This is a genomic window from Variovorax sp. 54, from assembly GCF_002754375.1.
Classification (GTDB): Bacteria; Pseudomonadota; Gammaproteobacteria; order Burkholderiales; family Burkholderiaceae_C; genus Variovorax.
The window spans coordinates 1565751-1586231 of sequence record NZ_PEFF01000001.1; the positions used below are offsets into that span (position 1 = coordinate 1565751).

A 20481-nucleotide genomic window follows, 5' to 3' on the forward strand; every position below is an offset into this window, starting at 1 on the left:
CCGGCCTCAGGCCGCGGGGTCGCGGATGTCCAGGCGGATCTTGTCGATCTCGGCCAGCACCTCGGCCGACAGCGTGGTGCCGTAGGCGTCCAGGTCTTCGTCGAGCTGCGCCACCGAGGTCACGCCAATGATGGTGCTCGCCACCTGCCACTTGGTGTAGCAGAAGGCCAGCGCGAGCTGCGTGGGGCTCAGGCCGTGGTCGCGTGCAAGCTGGTTGTAGCGCTTGGCTGCGCGCAGCGCGTCGGGCTTGCCCCAGCGCTGCTTGCGCACCGACTCGTAGCTCGAGATGCGCGCGCCCTTGGGCGCGTCGGGGCCCTCGATGCCGCTCTGGTCGTACTTGCCCGTCAGCAGGCCGAAGGCCAGCGGCGAGTACGCCAGCAGCGACACGCCGAGCCGGTGCATGGTTTCGTCGAGCGCGTTCTCGTGCGCACGGCTCACCAGGTTGTAGACGTTCTGCACCGCCACCACGCGCGGCAGCCCGTGCTGCTCGGCCAGCCGCACGAACTCGTGCACGCCGTAGGGCGTCTCGTTCGACAAACCGATGGTGCGCACCTTGCCTGCCTTCACCAGCTTGCCCAGCGCTTCGAGCTGCTCGTGGATCGGCGTCTGCGAGGTTTCCTTCTCGGGGTTGTAGTGGATGTTGCCGAACACCGGCACGTGGCGCTCGGGCCAGTGGATCTGGTACAGGTCGATCACGTCGGTCTGCAGGCGGCGCAGGCTGCCGTGGCACGAGGCCTCGATGTCGGCGGCCGTCATGCCCGTGCCTTCGCGCACCCACGGCATGCCGCGCGAGGGGCCGGCCACCTTGGTCGCCAGCGTGATCTTCTGGCGCGTGCCGGGGTTGGCGGCAAACCAGTTGCCGATGATGGTTTCGGTCGCGCCGCAGGTTTCCTTGCTGGCCGGCACCGCGTACATCTCGGCGGTGTCGATGAAATCGACGCCGCGTTCGAGCGAACGGCGTAGGACGGCGTGGGCGGTGGGCTCATCGACCTGCTCGCCGAAAGTCATGGTGCCGAGGCAGATCGGGGTGACGAGGAGGTCGCTCTGACCGAGTGGAATCTTTTTCATGCGCGGAATGCTAGCGCGCCCGCGCGGCACGCGCTGACCCGCCCCCGAGAAACCGAGCGTCGCCCTGTCCTGTGGCGGACTGCGCACGGCGTGGCCTCTCCGTATCATCGACCGCCATATGTACCAAGCCCTCCGCCCCTCGCGCAGCGAATTCGTGCCCGTGCGCAACCTGAACTACCACGTCCGCCTCTGGGGCCAACCGTCGAGCGAGCGCCCGCCGCTGGTGCTGGTGCATGGCTGGATGGACGTGGCGGCCTCCTGGCAGTTCGTGGTCGATGCGCTGAAGGACGACCGCTTCATCATCGCCCCCGACTGGCGCGGCTTCGGCCTCACCGATGGCGGCGGCGTCGACAACTACTGGCTGCCCGACTACCTGGCCGACCTCGAATGGCTGCTCGACCACTACGCCGGCGAAGGCGACGATGCGCGCCCCGTCGACCTCGTCGGCCACAGCATGGGCGGCAACGTCGCAATGCACTATGCGGGCGTGCGCCCCGCGCGCATCCGCCGCCTCGTCAACCTCGAAGGCTTCGGCATGCCCGCGCGCCAGCCCGACGAGGCACCCGCGCGCTACGGCCAGTGGATCGACGAGCTCAAGGGCCTGCACCGCGGCGAGAAGGCGCTGGCGGGCTATTCGGCGGTGGACGGCGTGGCACGTCGCCTCATGAAGACCAACCCGCGCCTCACGCAAGACAAGGCCGACTGGCTGGCCAGCCACTGGTCGGCGCCGCAGGCCCAGGCCGACGGCAGCGCGCGCTGGCAGATCCTCGGCGAGGCGGCGCACAAGATCATCAACGCCAACATCTTCCGCGTCGACGAGACGCTGGCGCTCTATGCCCGCATCACCGCGCCGACGCTGATGGTCGAAGCCTCGGACGACAGCCTGCACGGCTGGTGGAAGGCGCGCTACACGCTCGCCGAATTCCACGAGCGGCTGAAGTCCGTGCCCTCGGTGCGCATCGAGCAACTCGACGACGCGGGCCACATGCTGCACCACGACCAGCCGCAGCGCGTGGCGCAGCTGATCGAAGACTTCCTGGCCTAGTTTGACTTCTGCGTGGCGCGGCGCAGTGCCGCGCGCGCCAGCAGCCGCGTCGAATCGAGCGTCGGCAGCGGCGAATTCGCATCGCTCATGATCAGCGGAATCTCGGTGCAGCCGAGCACGACCGCGTCGCAGCCCTCCTCGTCCCTCAGGCGCTGCATCACGCGCTGGAAGGTCGCCACGGCCTCGGGCTTGAAGATGCCGCAGACCAGCTCGTCCATGATGATCCGGCCGATCTCGGCGCGCTCGTCGATGGTGGGGCGGACGTATTCAAGGCCCCGCGCCGAGAGCTTCTCAGGATACACCTCGCTGTCGGTCAGCCAGTGCGTGCCCGTGATGCCGATGCGACGAAAGCCCCGCCGCACGGCCTCGTCGGCCACCACTTCGGCGATGTGCAGCCAGGGCCTCGGCGAACGCGGTGCCATGTGGTCGAAGGCCTGGTGGATGGTGTTGTCGGGGCAGATCAGAAAGTCCGCGCCCGCCGCGGCGAGCTTGTGCGCGGAGCCGAGCATCAGCGCGCCCACGCCCGCCAGGTCGCCCGCGTCCAGACAGTGCGTGTACTCCGCGAGCGAGGGCGTGTGCATCGACACCTCGGGGTGCGCGTGGGGGCCGAGCAGCGCCGCGCCCTCGATGCAGATGGTCTTGTAGCAAAGGGCCGCGCCTTCGGCGGAGCAGCCGACGATTCCGATGTGCAGGGTCATGCGCCGCATCCTACAAAAGCCGGCGCGGGTTATCCGGCGTGCGGATATGCAAGCGCGCAAATCTTCGTTCGCGCGGCGCGGCGTGCGTCCTAGAGTGCCCGACTCCTCGCCGTTCTCCGGAGTCGTCTCATGCGTCTTTTCTCTCGCGCGCCCTCATGAGCAGCAGCGCACCGCGCAGGCAGCTGCACCTCAACGTCAACATCCTGCATTCGGGCTTCGTGCCTTCGGCCTGGCGGCTGCCGGAGAGCGACCCGTGGGCGTTCGCCGACATCCAGCACTACATCCGTACCGCGCAGATCGCCGAGGCCGCCAAGCTCGACGCCGTGTTCCTGGCCGACAACGCCGCCATCGTCGACCAGATCCATTTCCGTCCGATCACCGCGCTGGAGCCCACCATCCTGCTGGCCTGCGTGGCCGCCGCGACCACGCACATCGGCCTGATCGCCACGGCCTCCACCAGCTACAACGAGCCCTACAACCTCGCGCGCCGCTTCGCCACGCTCGACCACGTGAGCGCCGGCCGCGCCGGCTGGAACATGGTGACCACGGCCGACCTGCCCTCGGCACGCAACTTCGGCCTCGACACCACGCCCGACCATGCCAAGCGCTACGCCCGCGCCTCGGAGTTTGCCGACCTCGTCAAGGCGCTGTGGGACAGCTGGGAAGACGACGCCTTCATCGGCGACAAGGCGGCCGGCCGCTTCATCGACCCCGCCAAGGTGCACGCCCTCGCGCACCGCGGCGAGCACTTCGCCGTGCAAGGCCCGCTGAATCTGCCACGCCCGCCGCAGGGCCACCCGGTGCTGGTACAGGCCGGCGCTTCGGCGGATGGGCGCGAGCTCGCATCGCGCCACGCCGAAGCCGTGTTCTCGGCCTCGCAATCCTTTGAAGAATCGCAGGCCTACGCACGTGCGCTGAAGACCCGCGCGGCCGAACTGGGCCGCGGCCCCGATGCGGTGAAGGTGCTCGCCGGCCTCACCACCATCGTCGGCGCCACGGAAGCGCAAGCGCGCCGCCGCCGCGATGCGCTGGTCGATCTGATCCCGTGGGACTACAGCCTCACGCGCCTGGCCGGCACGCTGGGCATCACGCCCGACCGCCTCAAGCTCGACGAGCGCCTGCCCGACGACCTGCCGTTGCCCGGCAATGGGAACGGCAACCACACTTTTTTCAACGCCGTGGTCGCGGCCGGTCGCACGCACGGCTACACGGTGCGCCAGCTGATCCGCGAACTCGCGGGCGGCGGCGGACACCGCGTGATCGTGGGCACGCCCGAACAGATCGCCGATGACATCGAGCGCTGGTTCAAGGGCGGTGCAGCGGATGGGTTCAACCTGATGCCGGATGCGCTGCCGCATGGGCTGCAGGATTTTGTGGAGGGCGTGGTGCCGATCCTGCAGAAGCGGGGGATCTTTCGCACTGAATATGAGGGACGCACGTTGCGCGACCACCTGGGGCTGGCGCGGCCTGCAGGACGGGCGGCGCAGCGGCTCGCGGCCTGAAGGCGTTGCGGTATTTCTCCCTCCCCTTCCGGGGGAGGGGCGGGGTGGGAGCACGCGGCCTTCGCGCATGCACGGCTTTTGCAGGCGCCGGGAGCCCCCATCCCAGCCTTCCCCCGGAAGGGGAAGGAGCAACACGGCGCATGCCGCGCCGTGTCGAACTTGCAGCGACTGATCCCGCTCTACGCGTCGTCGGCGTCGTTGCCCGTCAGGGACAGCACTTCTTCGACGAAGGCCTCGAACAGCGGCAATGCGGCAGGCAATCCGTCCAGCGACTCCGCCTCGCCAGCATCGAAGAAATGTGGCGTGTCGGAGGGAATGGAAACCCACTCGCCCCCTTCGACCAACAACCCAAGATACCCCTCCGCCGTCGGCAGATAGAACAGCCCCGCACTGTCGAGCGCGCGTTGGCCTTCGGCATCGCCGCGCCCCCAGCGCACGCCATGGCGCGCCAGATGCTCGGTGATCCATCCATCGCACACATGCGTGTCGCGCCAATTTGCTTGCGCATCGAATACGGCCAGCACGGGCATGAGTGCGTCCTTCGCTGAAGCGTGATGGGTTACTGCAGGAAGCTGGGCTTGGCGTAGCCCTGGAACTTGCTGTCGACCACCGCCTTGAATTCCTTCGAGCGGTAGGCGTCGGCGATGTCCTTGGCCCAGGCGGCGTTCTTGTCGGCGCTCTTCACGGCGACCACATTCAGGTAGTAGTCGGGCGTCTTCTCGAGCACCACGGCCTCGGTGAGCTTCAGGCCCGACGAGATCGCGAAGTTGCCGTTGACGATGGCGTACTCGGTGTCCCCCAGCGAACGCGGCAGCTGTGCGGCCTCGAGCGGAATGAACTTCAGCTTCTTCGGGTTCTCGGCCACGTCCTTCTCCGACGCGCGCAGCGGGTCGATGCCAGCCTTGATCGTGACCAGCTTGTTCTGCTCCAACAGCACCAGCGCGCGCGCCAGGTTGCTCGGGTCGTTCGGCAGCGTCACGCGGTCGCCCTCTTTCACGTCGGCCAGCGTCTTGCGCTTGGTCGAGTACACGCCCATGGGTGCGATCGGACCCTGCACCAGTTCGGCGAGGTCCAGCTTCTGGTCGGCCGAGAACTTCTGCAGGTAGACCCGATGCTGGAAGAAGTTGGCGTCGAGCGAGCCCTGGGCCAGCGCGAGGTTGGGCTGCACGTAGTCGTTGAACTCGACCAGCTTCACCTTGTAGCCCTTCTTCTCGAGGATCGGAATGATGCCGGCCTTGAGCTGGTCGGCGTTCGAGCCAGCGGTGCCGCCGATCACGAGGTTCTTCTTGGCGTCTTGCGCCTGCGCCGACAGCGAGAGGCCCCCGAGCGACAGCGCGACGAGGGAAACGGCGAGGACGGAACGGCGCAGCAGTGCGGTTTTCATGGAGTGAACAGAGAGAAAGAGAACAAAAAGGAAAGGGAAATCAACGCTTGTCGAGCCGGCGCGCCGTGGTGTTGCCCACGAACTGCAGGATCTGCACCAGCACCACGAGCAGCGCCACGGTGAGCACCATCACGTCGGTCTGGAAGCGGTAGTAGCCGTAGCGGATCGCCAGGTCGCCGATGCCGCCGCCGCCCACCACACCGGCAATCGCCGAATACGACAGAAAGCTCACGGCCAGCACGGTGAGCGCGAGCACCAGGCCCGAGCGCGCCTCGACCACCAGCACGCGCCAGACGATCTGCAGCTCCGAGGCGCCCATGGCGTGGGCCGCCTCGATCACGCCGCGCGGCACCTCGCGCAGGCACTGGTCGACCAGCCGCGCAAAGTACGGAATGGCCGCGAACGACAGCGGCACCGCGGCCGCCAGCGGCCCGATGGAGGTACCGGCGATCACCCGCGTGAACGGCACCAGCGCCACCAGCAGGATGATGAACGGGAAGGAACGCACCGTGTTCACGATCCAGTTGAGGATCAGGAACGCCGGCTTGTTTTCGAGCGACTGCCCCGGCCCCAGCAGGAACAGCAGGATGCCCAGCGGCCCGCCGATGAGCACCGCCGCCGACAGGCCGATGGCCAGCATCAAAAAGGTCTGGCCCGTGGCCGTCCACAGCTCGGGAAGGATGGGGGTGATGTTCTCAAACATAGGCCAGCTCCTGCGCGTTGCGCTGTGCGGTCGCCACGCGCGGCGCCACGGGTTCGCGCGCTTCGCGTTCGCGGCGACGCACCAGTTCGTCGATCTCGCGGCCCAGCGCGGTCTTGCGCTCTTCGCTCGGTGCATCGACGGCGAACTGCTCGATGAGGCGGCCCTTTTCGAGGATGGCCACGTTGCGGCACAGCACCTCGACCACCGAAAGCTCGTGCGTGACGATCACGATGGTCACGCCGATCTTCTGGTTGATGTCGCGCAGCGTTTCGAGCAGCGCGCGGGTGGTTTCGGTGTCGAGCGCCGAGGTGGGCTCGTCGCACAGCAGCACCTGCGGACGCGACGCCAGCGCGCGCGCAATGGCCACGCGCTGCTTCTGGCCGCCCGAGAGCTGCGCCGGGTAGGTGTCGATCTTTTCGGCCAGGCCGACGAGGTCGAGGCACTCGCGCACCCGCTCGTTGATCTCGGCCTTGGAGTGGCGGCCGTGGATCTTCAGCGGAAAGGCCACGTTGTCGAACACCGTGGCGTTCTGCAGCAGGTTGAACTGCTGAAAGATCATGCCGATGTTCTGGCGCGTGTCGCGCAGCTCGCGGCGCGAGAGCGTCGTGAGGTCGCGCCCGCCGACGAACACCTGGCCCGCATCGGGCCGCTCGAGCAGGTTGATGAGGCGCAGCAGCGTCGACTTGCCGGCACCGCTCTTGCCGATCAAGCCGAACACGTCGCCCTGCTGGATGCCGAGCGACAGCGATTGCACGGCATCGAACACCTCGCCGCTGGGCAAGGCAAACGACTTCTGCACCGATTGAAGACGGATGACCGGCGCCGCGTTGCCGCGTGCCGCATCAGGCGAAGGGAAGGTCATGAAAGAAGGCGCGGGCCGCAAGGGCGCGATCGCGCAGGTTCGCAAAAAGGTGCCGAGTATGTAAAGAAAGAGAGCGAAAGGGAACGAACAAATCGGCTGGTGCTTATATGGAAAATCAGATAAGAAAGACCACATAAGCCGAGTGGATGCCATATCGATATGAGGATTGGTTCGTTCCCGATCCGCGGTGGCAATGCCACATTCGGCGCCTTCATTTCTTTCGATTTCGCGCCACCATGCATTCCACTTTCCGCCGCCGCAGCCTCGTGCTCGCCACCCTGGCCACCGCACTTTTCGCGGGCAACGCCGCCTTCGCACAGGACAACAAGAACACCGTCAAGGTCGGCATTTCCGTCGGCAGCGCCGAGCAGGTGTTCGAGGTGGTCAAGAAGGTCGCCGCCAAGGACGGCCTGACCGTCCAGGTCGTGGTGTTCAACGACTACCAATTGCCCAACGCGGCGCTGGCCGCCGGCGACCTCGACGCCAACGCCTTCCAGCACCAGCCCTTCCTGGACAACCAGATCAAGGCGCGCGGCTTCGACCTCGTGCCCGTGGGCCTGACCATCACCGCGCCGCTGGGCTTCTACTCGCGCAAGCTCAAGTCGATCGACCAGCTGGCCGACGGCGCCTCGGTCGGCATCCAGAACGACCCGTCGAACGGCAACCGCGCCCTGCTGCTGCTGCAACAGGCCAAGCTCATCACCCTCAAGCCCGAAGCCGTGAAGAACAACAACGCCACGCCGCTGGACGTGGTGACCAACCCCAAGAAGCTCAAGCTGGTGTCGCTGGACGCCGCCCAGCTGCCGCGCTCGCTCGACGACCTGGCCATTTCGGCCATCAACAACGACTACGCCGAGAAGGCCGGCCTGTCGTTCGGCAAAGACGCCGTCATCAAGGAATCGGCCCAGAGCCCCTACGCCAATCTGATCGCCGTGCGCCGCGCCGACAAGGACAAGCCCTGGGCCAAGCGCCTCGTGGCGGCCTACCAGTCGCCGGAGGTGCGCAGCTTCATCGAGACGCAGTTCAAGGGGTCGCTGATTCCGGCGTTTTGATCGACAGGTAGATTGCCCCTCTGGCCCCCGGTGTGCGTCGCGCACCTGGGGCCTTTTTGCTGCTGACCGACTCACAAATAACCGGAACTGAAACCGGAAACTCATCGTGCAAGCCATCCCGGCAACTCATTGATTCAGAAAGCCTTTCAATCCAGTGCAGGCGGAATCTCAACCGGCATTCATACCGGCACACAGTAGGCGGGACCAGCCTCGCAGCAGCTCTGGCTCTGCCTTCCCCCCTCCCCTCCCGGGGGAGGGCCGGGGTGGGGGCAAGCGGCGCTCGCAAGGGGCGCCCTGCCCGCCCCCATCCCAACCTTCCCCCAGAGGGGGAAGGAGCAATCCAGGGACTCTGCGGGGCGGGTGGTCCGAGCGTGAGAAAATGACGGGTTCCCCCGAACACCAACCTCACACAGTCAGGACACCCCATGGACGCAGAACAGATCAACCAAATCGACGCAATGCTCGCGGACCTGAGCGTCCGTACGGTCGATTTACGGAGGTATCTTTGACTACGATGCCAAAGCTGAACGACTGAGGACAGTCAACGCATCGCTCGAAGACCCGAACGTCTGGAACGACCCGAAGAAGGCCCAGGAACTGGGCAAAGAGAAGAAGTCGCTCGACGACGTGGTCGTCACGCTCGACCGGCTCACCAACGGGCTGTCGGACAACACCGAGCTCTTCGAAATGTCGAAGGCCGACGGCGACATGGATGGCCTGCAGGCCATTGCCGATGACGCCGCCACGCTTGAAGCCGACATCAAACAGCTCGAATTCCGCCGGATGTTCAACAACCCGGCCGACCCGCTGAACGCCTTTGTCGACATCCAGGCCGGCGCCGGTGGCACCGAGGCCTGCGACTGGGCCAGCATGCTGCTGCGCCAGTACCTGAAGTACGCCGAGCGCAAGGGCTTCAAGACGCAGATCGAAGACGAAACGCCCGGCGACACCGCCGGCATCAAGGGCGCGACCATCAAGGTCGAGGGCGACTACGCCTTCGGCCTGCTGCGCACCGAGACCGGCGTGCACCGCCTGGTACGCAAGTCGCCGTTCGACTCGTCGGGCGGTCGCCACACCAGCTTCGCCTCGATCTTCGTGTACCCCGAAATCGACGATTCGATCGAAATCGACATCAACCCTTCGGACGTGCGCACCGACACCTTCCGCGCCTCGGGCGCCGGCGGCCAGCACATCAACAAGACCGACTCGGCCGTGCGCCTCACGCACATTCCGACCGGCATCGTGGTGCAGTGCCAGGACGGCCGCAGCCAGCACAGCAACCGCGACGTGGCGTGGAAGCGCCTGCGTTCGCGCCTGTACGACCACGAGATGCGCAAGCGCCAGGAAGAGCAGCAAAAGCTCGAGGACAGCAAGACCGACGTGGGCTGGGGCCACCAGATCCGCAGCTACGTGCTGGACAACAGCCGCATCAAGGACCTGCGCACCAACGTCGAAGTCTCGGCCACGCAGAAGGTGCTCGACGGCGACCTCGACGTGTTCATTGAAGCGTCGCTCAAGCAAGGCGTCTGATCGATGAGCCTGAACACCGGCAGGGTCGAAGCCCTGATCTTCGACATGGACGGCACCATGATCGACTCCATGCCCTGGCATGCGCGGTCGTGGGTGACGTTCGCGGAGCGCCACGGCGTGAAGCTCGACGTGAGCGAGATCCTCGCGCGCACCACGGGCCGCACCGGCACCGAGAGCATGCGCGAGCTGTTCGAGCGCGCGCTCTCCGATGCCGAGTGCCAGGCCATGGTGCACGAGAAGGAAGAGATCTACCGCGAGCTCTTTCACGACAACTTCACCGAAGTGGCGGGCTTCACCGCCTTCGCACAGGCCGCGGTTGCACGCGGCCTGAAGGTGGCGGTGGGCACGGCCGGCGACAGGCACAACATCGCGTTCGCCATGTCGCGCCTGAAGATGGACCCGCTGCCGCTGGCCATCGTCGGTGGCGACGAAGGCTTTTCGGGCAAGCCCACGCCCGCGATCTTTCTGGAAGCCGCGCGCCGCATCGGCGTGGCGCCCGAGCGCTGCATCGTCTTTGAAGACGCGCCCTTCGGCATCGAAGCGGCCCGCCGCGGCGGCATGCGCGCCGTGGCCGTGTGCAGCACCCATACGGCCGCCGAGCTGGCCGGCCCCCATGTGATCGCCGCCGTTCGCGACTACAACGAACTGGCCCATTCGAATTTTCTGGAGACCCTCGATGCTGCTTCAGCGTGACGCCCAAGGGCAACCCATTGCCATCCGACGCGAAGACTATGCCGCGCCGGCGTTCTGGATCGACACCGTCGACCTGACCTTCGACCTCGACCCCGCCAAGACCCGCGTGCTCAACCGCATGCAGCTGCGCCGCAACCCCGAGGTGCCGGCCCAGCCGCTGCGCCTGGATGGCGACGAGCTCAACCTGGCGCGCGTGCTCGTGAACGGCCAGGGCGCCTCGTTCCGCATGGAAGGCGACCAGCTCGTCCTGGACGGCCTGCCGTCCGCGGAAGAAGGGGCCTTCGAGCTCGAAATCTTCACCACCTGCTGCCCCATCAAGAACACCAAGCTGATGGGCCTGTTCGTGAGCGAAGACACCTTCTTCACTCAGTGCGAGGCCGAGGGCTTCCGCCGCATCACCTATTTTCTCGACCGTCCCGACGTGATGGCGATGTACACCGTCACGCTGCGCGCCAGCAAGGCCGCCTACCCGGTGCTGCTGTCGAACGGCAACCTCGTCGACCAGGGCGAGCTGCCCGAGGGCCGCCACTTCGCCAAGTGGGTCGACCCCTTCAAGAAACCCAGCTACCTGTTTGCCCTGGTGGCGGGCAAGCTCGTGGCGCGCGAGCAGCGCATCAAGGCACGCAACGGCAAGGAACATCTGCTGCAGGTGTACGTGCGCGCCGGCGACCTCGACAAGACCGAGCACGCCATGAACTCGCTCGTCAACTCCGTGCTCTGGGACGAAGCCCGCTTCGGCCTGCCGCTGGACCTCGACCGCTTCATGATCGTGGCCACCAGCGACTTCAACATGGGCGCCATGGAGAACAAGGGCCTGAACATCTTCAACACGAAGTACGTTCTGGCCAACCAGGCCACCGCCACCGACGCCGACTACAGCAACATCGAAAGCGTGGTCGGCCATGAGTACTTCCACAACTGGAGCGGCGACCGCGTGACCTGCCGCGACTGGTTCCAGCTCTCGCTGAAAGAAGGCCTCACCGTCTTCCGCGACCAGGAGTTCAGCCAGGACCTGTGCGCCGACGCTTCGGCCCGCGCCGTGAAGCGCATCGAAGACGTGCGCGTGCTGCGCACCGCCCAATTCCCCGAAGACGCCGGCCCCATGGCCCACCCGGTGCGGCCCGACAGCTACATCGAGATCAGCAACTTCTACACCGTCACCATTTATGAAAAGGGTGCCGAGGTCGTTCGCATGATGCAGACGCTGGTCGGCCGCCAGGGCTTCGAAAAGGGCATCACCCTGTACTTCGAGCGCCACGACGGCCAGGCCGTGACCTGCGACGACTTCGCCCAGGCCATTGCCGACGCCAACCCCGATTCGGAACTGGCCCGCCTGCTGCCCCAGTTCAAGCGCTGGTACAGCCAGGCCGGCACACCCCGCCTGGCCGCGCACGGCGTGTACGACGCGCAGAACCGCAGCTACACCCTGAGCGTGGTGCAAAGCTGCCCGCCCACGCCGGGCCAGCAGACCAAGGAACCCTTCGTCATTCCGCTGAACATCGGCCTGCTCGACGCCGCCACCGGCCGCGAGCTGCCCATGCAGCTCGAGGGCGAAAGCGACGTGGCACGCGGCACCCGCACCATCGTGCTGTCGCGCGCCGGCGAGCAGATCACCTTCGTGGGCCTGGACGCCGAGCCCGTGCCGTCGATCTTGCGCGGCTTCAGCGCGCCCGTGATCCTCGACTTTGCGTACACCGACGCCCAGCTGCTCACCCTGCTGGCCAACGACCCCGACCCGTTCAACCGCTGGGAGGCCGGCCAGCGCCTGGGCCTGCGCGCCGCGCTGCAAGCCATTGCGGCCAACGCCACCGACACCACGCCGGTGCTGAACGACGCCTACCTCGACGCCATGCGCAGCGTGCTGCGCCACCCGCAGCTCGACGCCGCCTTCAAGGAACTGGTGCTCACGCTGCCGTCGGAAACCTACATCGCCGAACAGCTCGACGTGGTCGATCCGCAGCGCGTGCACCTCGTGCGCGAAGCCATGCGCGCCCAGCTCGCCACCGCCCTCTTTGCCGACTGGGAGCAGGTGTACGAAGCCAACCACGACACCGGCGCCTACACGCCCGACCCGACCTCGTCGGGCCGCCGCGCGCTGGCCGGCATGGCGCTCAACTTTCTGTGCCTGGCGGCGCGCGCCTCCGGCGACACCGTGTGGCCGGGCAAGACCCTGCAGCGCTTCAAAGATGCGGGCAACATGACCGACCGCTTCAACGCGCTCAACGCCCTCGTGTCGTCGGGCCACACCCTGGCGGCGCAGGCGCTCGCGCGCTTCCACGCCATGTTCAAGGACGAGGCGCTGGTCATCGACAAGTGGTTCTCGCTGCAGGCCGGCGCCAGCGACCGCGGCGGCGACATCCTGCCGCTGGTGAAGCAGCTCATGAAGCACCCCGACTTCTCGTTGAAGAACCCCAACCGCGCGCGCAGCGTGATCTTCAGCTACTGCAGCGGCAACCCCGGCGCCTTCCACCGCGCCGACGCGGCCGGCTACGTGTTCTGGAGCGAGCGCGTGATCGAGCTCGACGCCATCAACCCCCAGGTGGCCGCCCGCCTCGCACGCGCGCTCGACCGCTGGAGCAAGCTGGCCGAGCCGTACCGCAGCGCCGCACGCGAAGCCATTGCCCGCGTGGCCGCCAAGCCCGACCTGAGCAAGGACACCCACGAAGTCGTCACCCGCGCCCTTGCCGGTAATTGAGCTCTCCCCCAGGCTTCGCGCACTTCGTGTCGCTTCTCCAACCCCCTCACCGGGGGCAACACCAGCGGCCCGGCAAAGCCGGTTCCGCGGTGCTCCACGAACAGACCCTCTCATTTGGATAGGACAGATCCCATGGCACAGCAAAAAATCTCCTTCACCCGCTACCTCGTCGAGCAGCAACGCGCCGACGGCCTCATTCCCGGCCAGCTGCGCCTGTTGCTCGAAGTGGTCGCCCGCGCCTGCAAGAGCATCAGCCAGGCCGTCAACAAGGGCGCGCTGGGTGGCGTGCTCGGCACCGCCGAGAGCGAGAACGTGCAGGGCGAAATTCAGAAGAAGCTGGACATCATCGCCAACGAAGTGCTCATTGAAGCCAACGAATGGGGCGGCCACCTCGCGGCCATGGCCAGCGAAGAGATGGAAACCATCCACGTGGTGCCCAACCGCTACCCACAGGGCGAATACCTGTTGATGTTCGATCCGCTCGACGGCAGCAGCAACATCGACGTCAACGTGAGCATCGGCACCATCTTCAGCGTGCTGAAGAAGCCCGACGACACCCCCGGCGTGCAGGAAGCCGACTTTCTGCAGCCCGGCACCCAGCAAGTGGCTGCCGGCTACTGCATCTACGGCCCGCAGACCACCCTGGTGCTCACCGTGGGCAACGGCGTGGCCATGTTCACGCTCGACCGCGAGCAAGGCAGCTTCGTGCTCACGCAGGAAGACATCCAGATTCCGGCCGACACGAAAGAATTTGCCATCAACATGAGCAACATGCGCCACTGGGACGAGCCCGTGAAGCGCTACATCGACGAATGCCTGGCCGGCAAGGAAGGCCCGCGCGGCAAAGACTTCAACATGCGCTGGATTGCCAGCATGGTGGCCGACGTGCACCGCATCCTGATGCGCGGCGGCGTGTTCATGTACCCGTGGGACAAGCGCGAGCCCGAAAAGGCCGGCAAGCTGCGCCTGATGTACGAGGCCAACCCCATGAGCTGGCTCGTCGAGCAGGCCGGCGGCGCAGCCACCAACGGCAAGCAGCGCATCCTCGACCTGAAGCCCACCAAACTGCACGAGCGCGTGAGCGTGATGTTGGGTTCGCGTCACGAAGTGGAGCGTTTGACGCAGTACCACGCCGAGAAGCCTTGATTTCTTGGCTATAATCTGAGGCTTCGCCGGTGTAGCTCAGTCGGTAGAGCAGCTCATTCGTAATGAGAAGGTCGGGTGTTCGATTCATCTCTCCGGCACCAAAAAAAGAAAAAGCCCGTCATCGAAAGGTGACGGGCTTTTTTACTTTTTTCGGCGTTTCCGTGGCTGGCGGGCTGCTCAACAACGGGCTTCGATACCGCCTCTTCCCGCGGCAACGCGCGTTTGCGGAAGAGTCAGGCCAGTTTTGCTGCGAAGTTCTTTCGGACGCTGCGACTAATGAAACTATTTAGCCCGCTTCCGGCGACTGCGAGCGCTTTCATTTTCTCGACCGTAGCAAGGCCCGGGCGTAAGTGGTTGTAGAGGTACAGGGAACCGTCGCGGAATCCAACCTTTATTTCAGTCGCCCCAACCTCATAGCGCGTCACGCCGGAATCACCGCCGAGGTTCTTATAAATTTCCATTTGTCTCTCCAAATTGATTTCAGGATCGATCGGGCATCGCAAGATGCACAGCCTCAATATGACTTACTTCTCTCGCAACCGATTGAAGTATTAACCCTGTCCTCACTCATTCATGGGAGTTCGGCTCCTCTACCGATTCGGACTTCGCGACGCTAAAAAGCATCGAACGAGAGACGTGCAACTCGAAAGCACGCTCGACCCTTTCAAACATCGAGTGACTGCTGGGCCCACTGCTCAAGCTCGACTTCGAAGCCCCTTGCTCCGAGCCCCTTTAGATAAGACGCCACAGCCTCGAGCCGCCGAAACCTTCGCGCATGGCCGCGTTGCGCCTCGAGCAGTTGCTCGTCTAACCCCTCCCGCATCACCAGCACAAAGCCGCCCGGCACGCCCCGAGCGATCAACCCAGGCGCCTTGCCTGTGTGAAGCAGTTGCCGAAGCAGGCGTGTATCAAACATGGAAGAATGGTTCATCAAAAACTCATATTTGATTTATCAAATTTCCACAAATGATACCAAATCGTGTCCAACACCTAGGCTCGCATAAACTCCTGCAGCTACTTCTACCGATGAATCAAATCCTCATATCCGATACCGCCGAAGTACTAGTGGCAAGACTAGTTGACATGCCAACACTCCTCGGAGTGGCCAAGGCACTGGTCGGCTCAGCTCGCCTGAGTGATGTCGAGAGTTCTGCCCTATCAGATGTGACAACTAGTCGGGACAGTGACCTGATTGACGATGTTCGAGCGGCGATCAACGAAGGGCGAGACCCGCTGGGTGATGCGTACTGCGCGATCAATAGCCCCGCACAACGGCGTGATCGTGGCCAAACATTCACCCCCGACCACGTCGTCGCAGGCATGCTTGCCTGGGTCAAACGGCAGCGCAAAACTATTGCGCGCCTAGTTGATCCTGGAGCTGGGTCGGGCCGCTATACGCTGGCGGGCCTGCGTGCATTTCCTGACGCGAAGGCAATCGCCGTTGAAATGGATCCCCTGGTCGCGTTTATTCTTAGAGCTAATCTAGCTGCCGCCGGTTTCACTAAACGCGCCAAGGTGGTAGTTGCCGATTTTCGCTCGCTGACTCTGCCTCAAATTGATGGCGTGACACTATGGATCGGCAATCCTCCTTATGTTCGCCACCACGGCATTGGGGCCGAGTGGAAAGACTGGTATTCCAAAACGCTAAAGCGCTTCGGCCATGAAGGTAGTCAGCTTGCAGGCCTGCACCTGCACTTCTTCTTGAAGACATTGGAGTTGTCATCCAAAGGTGATTTAGGGTGCTATGTGACAGCCGCTGAATGGCTTGACGTCAAGTATGGGCAGGCCCTACGTCAACTGCTAACGAATGGCCTTGGTGGTCGGGACGTGTTTGTCGTCGACCCCACTGTCCAGGTCTTTGGCGACGCGATGGTCTCGGCGGCGATCACTTGTTTCGCACCGGGCTCTGCACGATCGAGTCTGCACTTTGCCGAGGTATCTACTGAAGCTCAGTTGCGCAAACTCTCTAGTGGGAATGCGATCGAAATCGCAGCAGCCAAGGTCGAGCCAAAGTGGTCTTTCCTAGTGAAGGGCGGCCGAGCCGAGAAGCCCGCGGGTTTCATGGAACTAGGTGAGATGTTTCGAGTGTCGCGGGGGCAGGTCACGGGCTTGAACCGCGTTTGGGTTGAAGGCGCTGACACGCCGAAGCTGCCGTCTCGCTTTCTCATACCGGCCATTACCGACTCAACCGACATCACGAAGACCAGCAAGCATGTCATCAACGACGCTCAGTCACTTCGACGTTTGATCTGCCTCCCTCGGGATCTAAGCTCTCTCGCCTCGCTTGAAAAAGCTTCAGTCGAACGCTTTTTGGATTGGGCACGCAGACTAGGGGCACACGAAACCTACACTGCCAAGCACCGCAATCCATGGTGGTCAGTTAGCACAAAGGAGCCAGCACCGGTCGTGATGACTTACATGGGACGACGTCCACCCGTGTTCGCAATGAACAAGGCGGGTGCGCAGCTCATCAACGTCGCGCACGGGCTATATCCTTTGCAGCAGTTCTCCGAAAGACAGTTGCAAAAACTGGTTGCTTGGCTGAATGAGAACGTTACTCAGGAGGACGGCCGCGTGTACGCGGGTGGCCTCACCAAATTCGAGCCCTCGGAAGCAATGCGCATTCTTGTGCCCGTGGAGCTCGCTTCATAACTACGATCCGATGGCAACTACAAGCATTCAACCAGCACTCCCAACGGAATGGACCGCGGCACAGATCGCCGTTGATACAACTACGGCGCGTGCCGAGTTCCGGCGTCGGCGGTTGGAAGAGCCTCTAGCAGATTACGAAGGAAAGTTTCCTACGGCCAAAGCTGCGGCGGACGTCATCGTGAGTGCCCTGAGCACCCTCGTGACAGTTCCGGCTGACTGCGAACTCATGGCCGGCATCGTCGCGAACAAGGAGCAATACGCTGCGTTGCGGAGCCTCGCTGCTGTGCCTATTTCGGTGGACGACCTTGAGACACTTCTCGATGCATCCCTCAACAAGACTGCCATCCGACAAAACCAAGAGTTGGCGAACAAATTGTCCGAGCTAATTCGGGCTTGCCTAGACCCCAAACGCTTTCCCTGGGTCATCGAAGCACGGGAAGCCACAGACGAAGAAATCGCTGCAGCCAAGCTGGCAACCACAGTAGTCACAGCAATCAGTGCCGTCCAAGCCGGACGTCGTGGCGACGAGAGCAAGGCACTCGAAGGCAAGGTGAAGGAAATCTTGATTGCCGCTGACTATGTTGAGGTCAAAAGACGTCCAGGTGGAATCAAGCAGATCGCGCACTTCCCAGACCCTGGCTCATTCATGCGCCAGTGCCCCTTTGGTGGCCATAACGCCGACTTTGTTATTCGACTGAAAGATGGTCGCGTCCTCGCTTTGGAATGCAAAGCCTCAAACTCCGAAGTCAACGGATTTAAGCGCCTCAACAAAGAAGTCGTAGTGGATGCTCGCGACTGGCACCAAGAGTTTGGAAAATCCAGTGTCGTGGCATCCGCCGCACTTCGCGGAGTGTTTAAGCCAGCAAACGTCGCCTCAGCACAAGAACAGGACGTTTTCATTTTCTGGTGGCACAGCATGGAGTCGCTCGCCGACTTTCTGACGACGGCGACTCCGAACAGCCGCAGATAGTGACTGCGCCGGCAGATCAGCGAAAGTTCAAAGAATCTTCTTTGATACATGGATCGACTGATGCGTCCACCACCACTTGCTGAAGTAGCCGCGCCGCATCGCTGGCTAAGTCCGCAGCAATCCACATGATGTTGTCTCGATGCCTCGCCCCGACCGCTTCGAACCACTCACCCTCTTCCCCGTAGCAGCAGCTCAGCAGAGATCGCAATTGGGTCAGCTTGTTCTCAAGGATGTCTGACGCGTCCGGCTGGTGGTTCGCGTCGTGGGATGTGGGCGTTGTTTGCCCGGCGATAATTTGATCAGCCACTTGATGTGCTCCTTGCAAGGTAATGCACGTTGTTTGGTTAGACGGTCAGGGTGTTAGCGCACCCTGGCCGTCGCCTTTTGTGCCTCACATCGACATCGTTGCGGTGTGCATCGATGACCCGCCGTGAGGCGCGGCGGTCGTTCAAATGTAGGGAGAGAAGCGCGTCAGCGGAAGCCTCGCACGGTGAACAAATGAGGACTCGCGTCGACTTTGTGGTGGCGCAAGCAAGGGCGATCGTCCCACGGCCCGCGCACCGGCCTCAACCCGCCCCCGCCTCCCACGCCTCCACCCGCCGCACCAACGCATCCCGCCGCGCCGCCACCTCCGCCAGCAGGTACTGCCGCGCCTGCTCTTGCGCCACGTCGCTCGACAGAAACCACTGCTCGCGCTCGGCGCTGCCTTGCGGTGGCGGGGTGCCCCACCCTGCTTCGCCGGCGGTGCCTCTGAACGCTTCGGTCATGGGCAGGCGGCCGTCGGTCTTGCCGATGCTCGACAGCGCATCGGGCGGGCCGTCGAGGGCGATGCGCACGTGCACGACGCTCTCGCCTTCGGTGCGGATCGATGCGCCCAGGCCGCCCTCGCGGTGCACGCGCCACAGCTCGGCCGCGGAGGCGTTGCGGACCCAGCTCTCCAGGGCGCGGACCAGGCTCTCGAGAATGATCTGTTGGTTCATGGGGAATATTTCACACGTTTCTGCCGGGTGTCGGCAAGCAGCCACGGTGCGAATGGGCCAAAAAGCCGTTGTAACTTCTTGCCTTGGCGCCTGCGCTATATTTCTTGGCATGGAAAAGGCATCCGACATAGGCAAACCCACGGTTCCGATCGATCTGATCGGGCCGGAGCATTGGGTCCGTTCACGGCGCGGCCCTCGCCGTACGACGAAGGTGCTCTTCATCTTGATCGGTGGGCTCGCAGCAGCCACCGCAGTGGCCTACAGCTTCTTCGGCGCGGGGCGCTGAACACAAGCAAACAAGCAAGCCGCTCCCGTCTTCATTCTTTACCCACACACGCATCACTCGCGCACCGCGAGCCGCACAAGGCAAAGCCCGCTGTCCGTTGATCCAACGGGCAGCGGGCTTTTCTCTTTGTGCGCATGACGCTACTGCAGCCGCGAGCCACGCGGCAGGCGCTTGGCCAGCCATTCGTGAACGTCCGCGCGGATGTTGCGGCCTTCGAGCAGGAAGTTCTCGAAGCGGCTCGGCACGTACGGCAGGTAGACCAGCGGCATGCCCGCTTCTTCGGGCGTGCGCGCGGCCTTGCGGTTGTTGCAGACGGCGCAGGCGCTGACGAGGTTGGTCCAGCTCCACGGGCCGCCGCGCGACTCGGGCATGACGTGTTCGCACTGCAGGTCGCGGTCGGCGAACACCTGTGCGCAGTAGGCGCAGGTGTGGCGGTCGCGGCGCAGCAGCTTGGCCTTGGTCACGCCGGGCACGACGTCGAAGAGGTTGATCTTCGACGCGCCGCGCAGCGCGATGATGGGCGCGACTTCGATGCGCGACTGCACACCGCGCGCCACGTTGAAACCGCCGCGCAGCGTGGCCAGCGGCAGCGCGCCGTCTTCCCAGGCGACGTTGCCGGTGGCGTAGTGCAACACCGCCTGCTCCAGCGAGATCCAGGCTTGCGGCGTGCCCTGAATGTCGAGTTGCAGGACGTGAGAGTGCATGATGAATCGCCTCCCTTCGCGGCGATGGTTGGTGGTGAACGGATGGGGTGCACGAACGGAATCGAACCGTTGTCAGCGGGACCACAACCCGCGGCTCTGCCATTGAGCTACACGCACCATTGAAAAGAAAAAGAAAACTAGAACGAAAGACGCCGGCCTGCTACCACTCGCCCGACGCGCGCACGCGCTGGTCGAGGTCGAGGCTGTCGGGTTGCGCCTCGGTGCCGTCTGGCAATGCCGACGCGCGGTACGCGATGGCACGCGGCCCGAGCCCCACGCCGAAGCGCTGGGCCAGCGACCACACCATGTGCCTGCGCGGCAGCGGTGACGGGTGCACGGCGATCATCCGGATCGGTGTGTTGCGCTTGCGCATGAGGGCCTCCTTGGTCAGTGACAGAAAAGTAAAAACAACGACTTGAAAAAATGTCCGGTGACGGGTTCCGGCGCCGCCCAATCTTTGCGGCCGGTTTCCGCGGGAGGGCCACGCGTTGGCATGGCCCGGTCCCGCTCG

General features: G+C 64.2%; 22 protein-coding genes and 2 tRNA genes. 11 read left to right on the top strand and 13 right to left on the bottom strand.

Annotated elements, in window-relative coordinates; genetic code table 11:
- Positions 1-6: 6 nt before the first annotated feature.
- Positions 7-1068 (bottom strand): aldo/keto reductase, encoded by a 1062-nt coding sequence (locus CLU95_RS06940; RefSeq protein WP_099791673.1) that lies wholly within the window; start codon positions 1066-1068, stop codon positions 7-9.
- A 118-nt stretch (positions 1069-1186) separates the two neighbouring features.
- Here CLU95_RS06940 and CLU95_RS06945 point away from each other — a divergent pair, with 118 nt between their 5' ends.
- Entirely contained in the window at positions 1187-2113 is a 927-nt protein-coding gene (locus tag CLU95_RS06945) for an alpha/beta fold hydrolase (protein WP_099791675.1), read from the top strand.
- On the opposite strand, the gene CLU95_RS06950 is transcribed toward CLU95_RS06945, so the two are convergent.
- The gene (locus CLU95_RS06950) at positions 2110-2811 is read right to left on the bottom strand and encodes an aspartate/glutamate racemase family protein (RefSeq protein WP_099791677.1); all 702 of its coding nucleotides are present in this window, start codon (positions 2809-2811) and stop codon (positions 2110-2112) included. The genes CLU95_RS06945 and CLU95_RS06950 overlap by 4 nt on opposite strands.
- A gap of 155 nt (positions 2812-2966) precedes the next feature.
- Between CLU95_RS06950 and CLU95_RS06955 the strand changes: the two genes are divergently transcribed.
- Positions 2967-4313 carry an LLM class flavin-dependent oxidoreductase gene (locus CLU95_RS06955; RefSeq protein WP_099791679.1) on the top strand — a complete coding sequence of 449 codons (1347 nt, stop codon included), beginning with the start codon at positions 2967-2969 and terminating at the stop codon, positions 4311-4313.
- A 179-nt stretch (positions 4314-4492) separates the two neighbouring features.
- On the opposite strand, the gene CLU95_RS06960 is transcribed toward CLU95_RS06955, so the two are convergent.
- The 4 genes from CLU95_RS06960 to CLU95_RS06975 are packed head-to-tail and all read right to left on the bottom strand — an operon-like array spanning position 4493 to position 7262.
- Positions 4493-4843 (bottom strand): hypothetical protein, encoded by a 351-nt coding sequence (locus CLU95_RS06960; RefSeq protein ID WP_099791681.1) that lies wholly within the window; start codon positions 4841-4843, stop codon positions 4493-4495.
- 29 nt (positions 4844-4872) lie between these two features.
- Positions 4873-5697 carry a MetQ/NlpA family ABC transporter substrate-binding protein gene (locus tag CLU95_RS06965; protein WP_099791683.1) on the bottom strand — a complete coding sequence of 275 codons (825 nt, stop codon included), beginning with the start codon at positions 5695-5697 and terminating at the stop codon, positions 4873-4875.
- A gap of 40 nt (positions 5698-5737) precedes the next feature.
- Positions 5738-6400 carry a methionine ABC transporter permease gene (locus CLU95_RS06970; protein WP_099791685.1) on the bottom strand — a complete coding sequence of 221 codons (663 nt, stop codon included), beginning with the start codon at positions 6398-6400 and terminating at the stop codon, positions 5738-5740.
- Positions 6393-7262, bottom strand: coding sequence for a methionine ABC transporter ATP-binding protein (locus tag CLU95_RS06975; RefSeq protein WP_099791687.1), 870 nt, complete (start codon positions 7260-7262; stop codon positions 6393-6395). The genes CLU95_RS06970 and CLU95_RS06975 overlap by 8 nt, the downstream gene beginning before the upstream one ends.
- Before the next feature lie 236 nt (positions 7263-7498).
- Here CLU95_RS06975 and CLU95_RS06980 point away from each other — a divergent pair, with 236 nt between their 5' ends.
- From CLU95_RS06980 to CLU95_RS07010, 6 genes are all read left to right on the top strand, one after another.
- Positions 7499-8314 (top strand): MetQ/NlpA family ABC transporter substrate-binding protein, encoded by an 816-nt coding sequence (locus CLU95_RS06980; protein ID WP_099791689.1) that lies wholly within the window; start codon positions 7499-7501, stop codon positions 8312-8314.
- A 425-nt stretch (positions 8315-8739) separates the two neighbouring features.
- Positions 8740-9844 (top strand): peptide chain release factor 2 gene (gene prfB / locus CLU95_RS06985; protein WP_099791691.1). Its coding sequence is split into 2 segments (ribosomal slippage): positions 8740-8820 and positions 8822-9844, totalling 1104 coding nucleotides; the frame shifts between segments, so codons are not numbered across the junction.
- A 3-nt stretch (positions 9845-9847) separates the two neighbouring features.
- Positions 9848-10537, top strand: coding sequence for an HAD family hydrolase (locus CLU95_RS06990; RefSeq protein WP_099791693.1), 690 nt, complete (start codon positions 9848-9850; stop codon positions 10535-10537).
- Positions 10521-13232, top strand: coding sequence for an aminopeptidase N (pepN, locus tag CLU95_RS06995; RefSeq protein ID WP_099791695.1), 2712 nt, complete (start codon positions 10521-10523; stop codon positions 13230-13232). The genes CLU95_RS06990 and pepN overlap by 17 nt, the downstream gene beginning before the upstream one ends.
- A 132-nt stretch (positions 13233-13364) precedes the next feature.
- On the top strand, positions 13365-14378 hold the full coding sequence (locus tag CLU95_RS07005) for a class 1 fructose-bisphosphatase (RefSeq protein ID WP_056571748.1): 1014 nt from the start codon (positions 13365-13367) through the stop codon (positions 14376-14378).
- A gap of 25 nt (positions 14379-14403) precedes the next feature.
- Positions 14404-14479, top strand: a tRNA-Thr gene (locus CLU95_RS07010).
- Positions 14480-14611: 132 nt separating this feature from the next.
- Here the strand turns inward: CLU95_RS07010 and CLU95_RS07015 are convergent.
- Both CLU95_RS07015 and CLU95_RS07020 read right to left on the bottom strand, forming a co-directional pair.
- Positions 14612-14839, bottom strand: coding sequence for a hypothetical protein (locus CLU95_RS07015; RefSeq protein WP_099791697.1), 228 nt, complete (start codon positions 14837-14839; stop codon positions 14612-14614).
- 203 nt (positions 14840-15042) lie between these two features.
- The gene (locus tag CLU95_RS07020; RefSeq protein ID WP_143605970.1) at positions 15043-15309 is read right to left on the bottom strand and encodes a hypothetical protein; all 267 of its coding nucleotides are present in this window, start codon (positions 15307-15309) and stop codon (positions 15043-15045) included.
- Between the two features lie 152 nt (positions 15310-15461).
- Here CLU95_RS07020 and CLU95_RS30595 point away from each other — a divergent pair, with 152 nt between their 5' ends.
- A complete protein-coding gene (locus tag CLU95_RS30595; RefSeq protein ID WP_143605971.1) occupies positions 15462-17030 on the top strand; it encodes an Eco57I restriction-modification methylase domain-containing protein in 1569 nt (522 codons plus the stop codon).
- A gap of 226 nt (positions 17031-17256) precedes the next feature.
- Positions 17257-18000, top strand: coding sequence for a XamI family restriction endonuclease (locus tag CLU95_RS07025; protein WP_180288558.1), 744 nt, complete (start codon positions 17257-17259; stop codon positions 17998-18000).
- 16 nt (positions 18001-18016) lie between these two features.
- On the opposite strand, the gene CLU95_RS07030 is transcribed toward CLU95_RS07025, so the two are convergent.
- Positions 18017-18307 (bottom strand): hypothetical protein, encoded by a 291-nt coding sequence (locus CLU95_RS07030; RefSeq protein WP_180288559.1) that lies wholly within the window; start codon positions 18305-18307, stop codon positions 18017-18019.
- Positions 18308-18566: 259 nt separating this feature from the next.
- Positions 18567-18980, bottom strand: coding sequence for a hypothetical protein (locus CLU95_RS30855; RefSeq protein ID WP_180288560.1), 414 nt, complete (start codon positions 18978-18980; stop codon positions 18567-18569).
- A 109-nt stretch (positions 18981-19089) separates the two neighbouring features.
- Between CLU95_RS30855 and CLU95_RS30860 the strand changes: the two genes are divergently transcribed.
- Entirely contained in the window at positions 19090-19266 is a 177-nt protein-coding gene (locus tag CLU95_RS30860) for a hypothetical protein (RefSeq protein ID WP_180288561.1), read from the top strand.
- 140 nt (positions 19267-19406) lie between these two features.
- Here CLU95_RS30860 and CLU95_RS07040 read toward each other — a convergent pair whose 3' ends face one another.
- The 3 genes from CLU95_RS07040 to CLU95_RS07050 all read right to left on the bottom strand — a co-directional run bounded on the left by CLU95_RS07040 (position 19407) and on the right by CLU95_RS07050 (position 20343).
- Positions 19407-19970 carry an HNH endonuclease gene (locus CLU95_RS07040; protein WP_099791705.1) on the bottom strand — a complete coding sequence of 188 codons (564 nt, stop codon included), beginning with the start codon at positions 19968-19970 and terminating at the stop codon, positions 19407-19409.
- 43 nt (positions 19971-20013) lie between these two features.
- Positions 20014-20087, bottom strand: a tRNA-His gene (locus CLU95_RS07045).
- Positions 20088-20130: 43 nt separating this feature from the next.
- Positions 20131-20343: a short-chain dehydrogenase gene (locus tag CLU95_RS07050; protein ID WP_099791707.1), complete on the bottom strand. Its 213-nt coding sequence runs from the start codon at positions 20341-20343 to the stop codon at positions 20131-20133.
- Between the last annotated feature and the right edge of the window lie 138 nt (positions 20344-20481).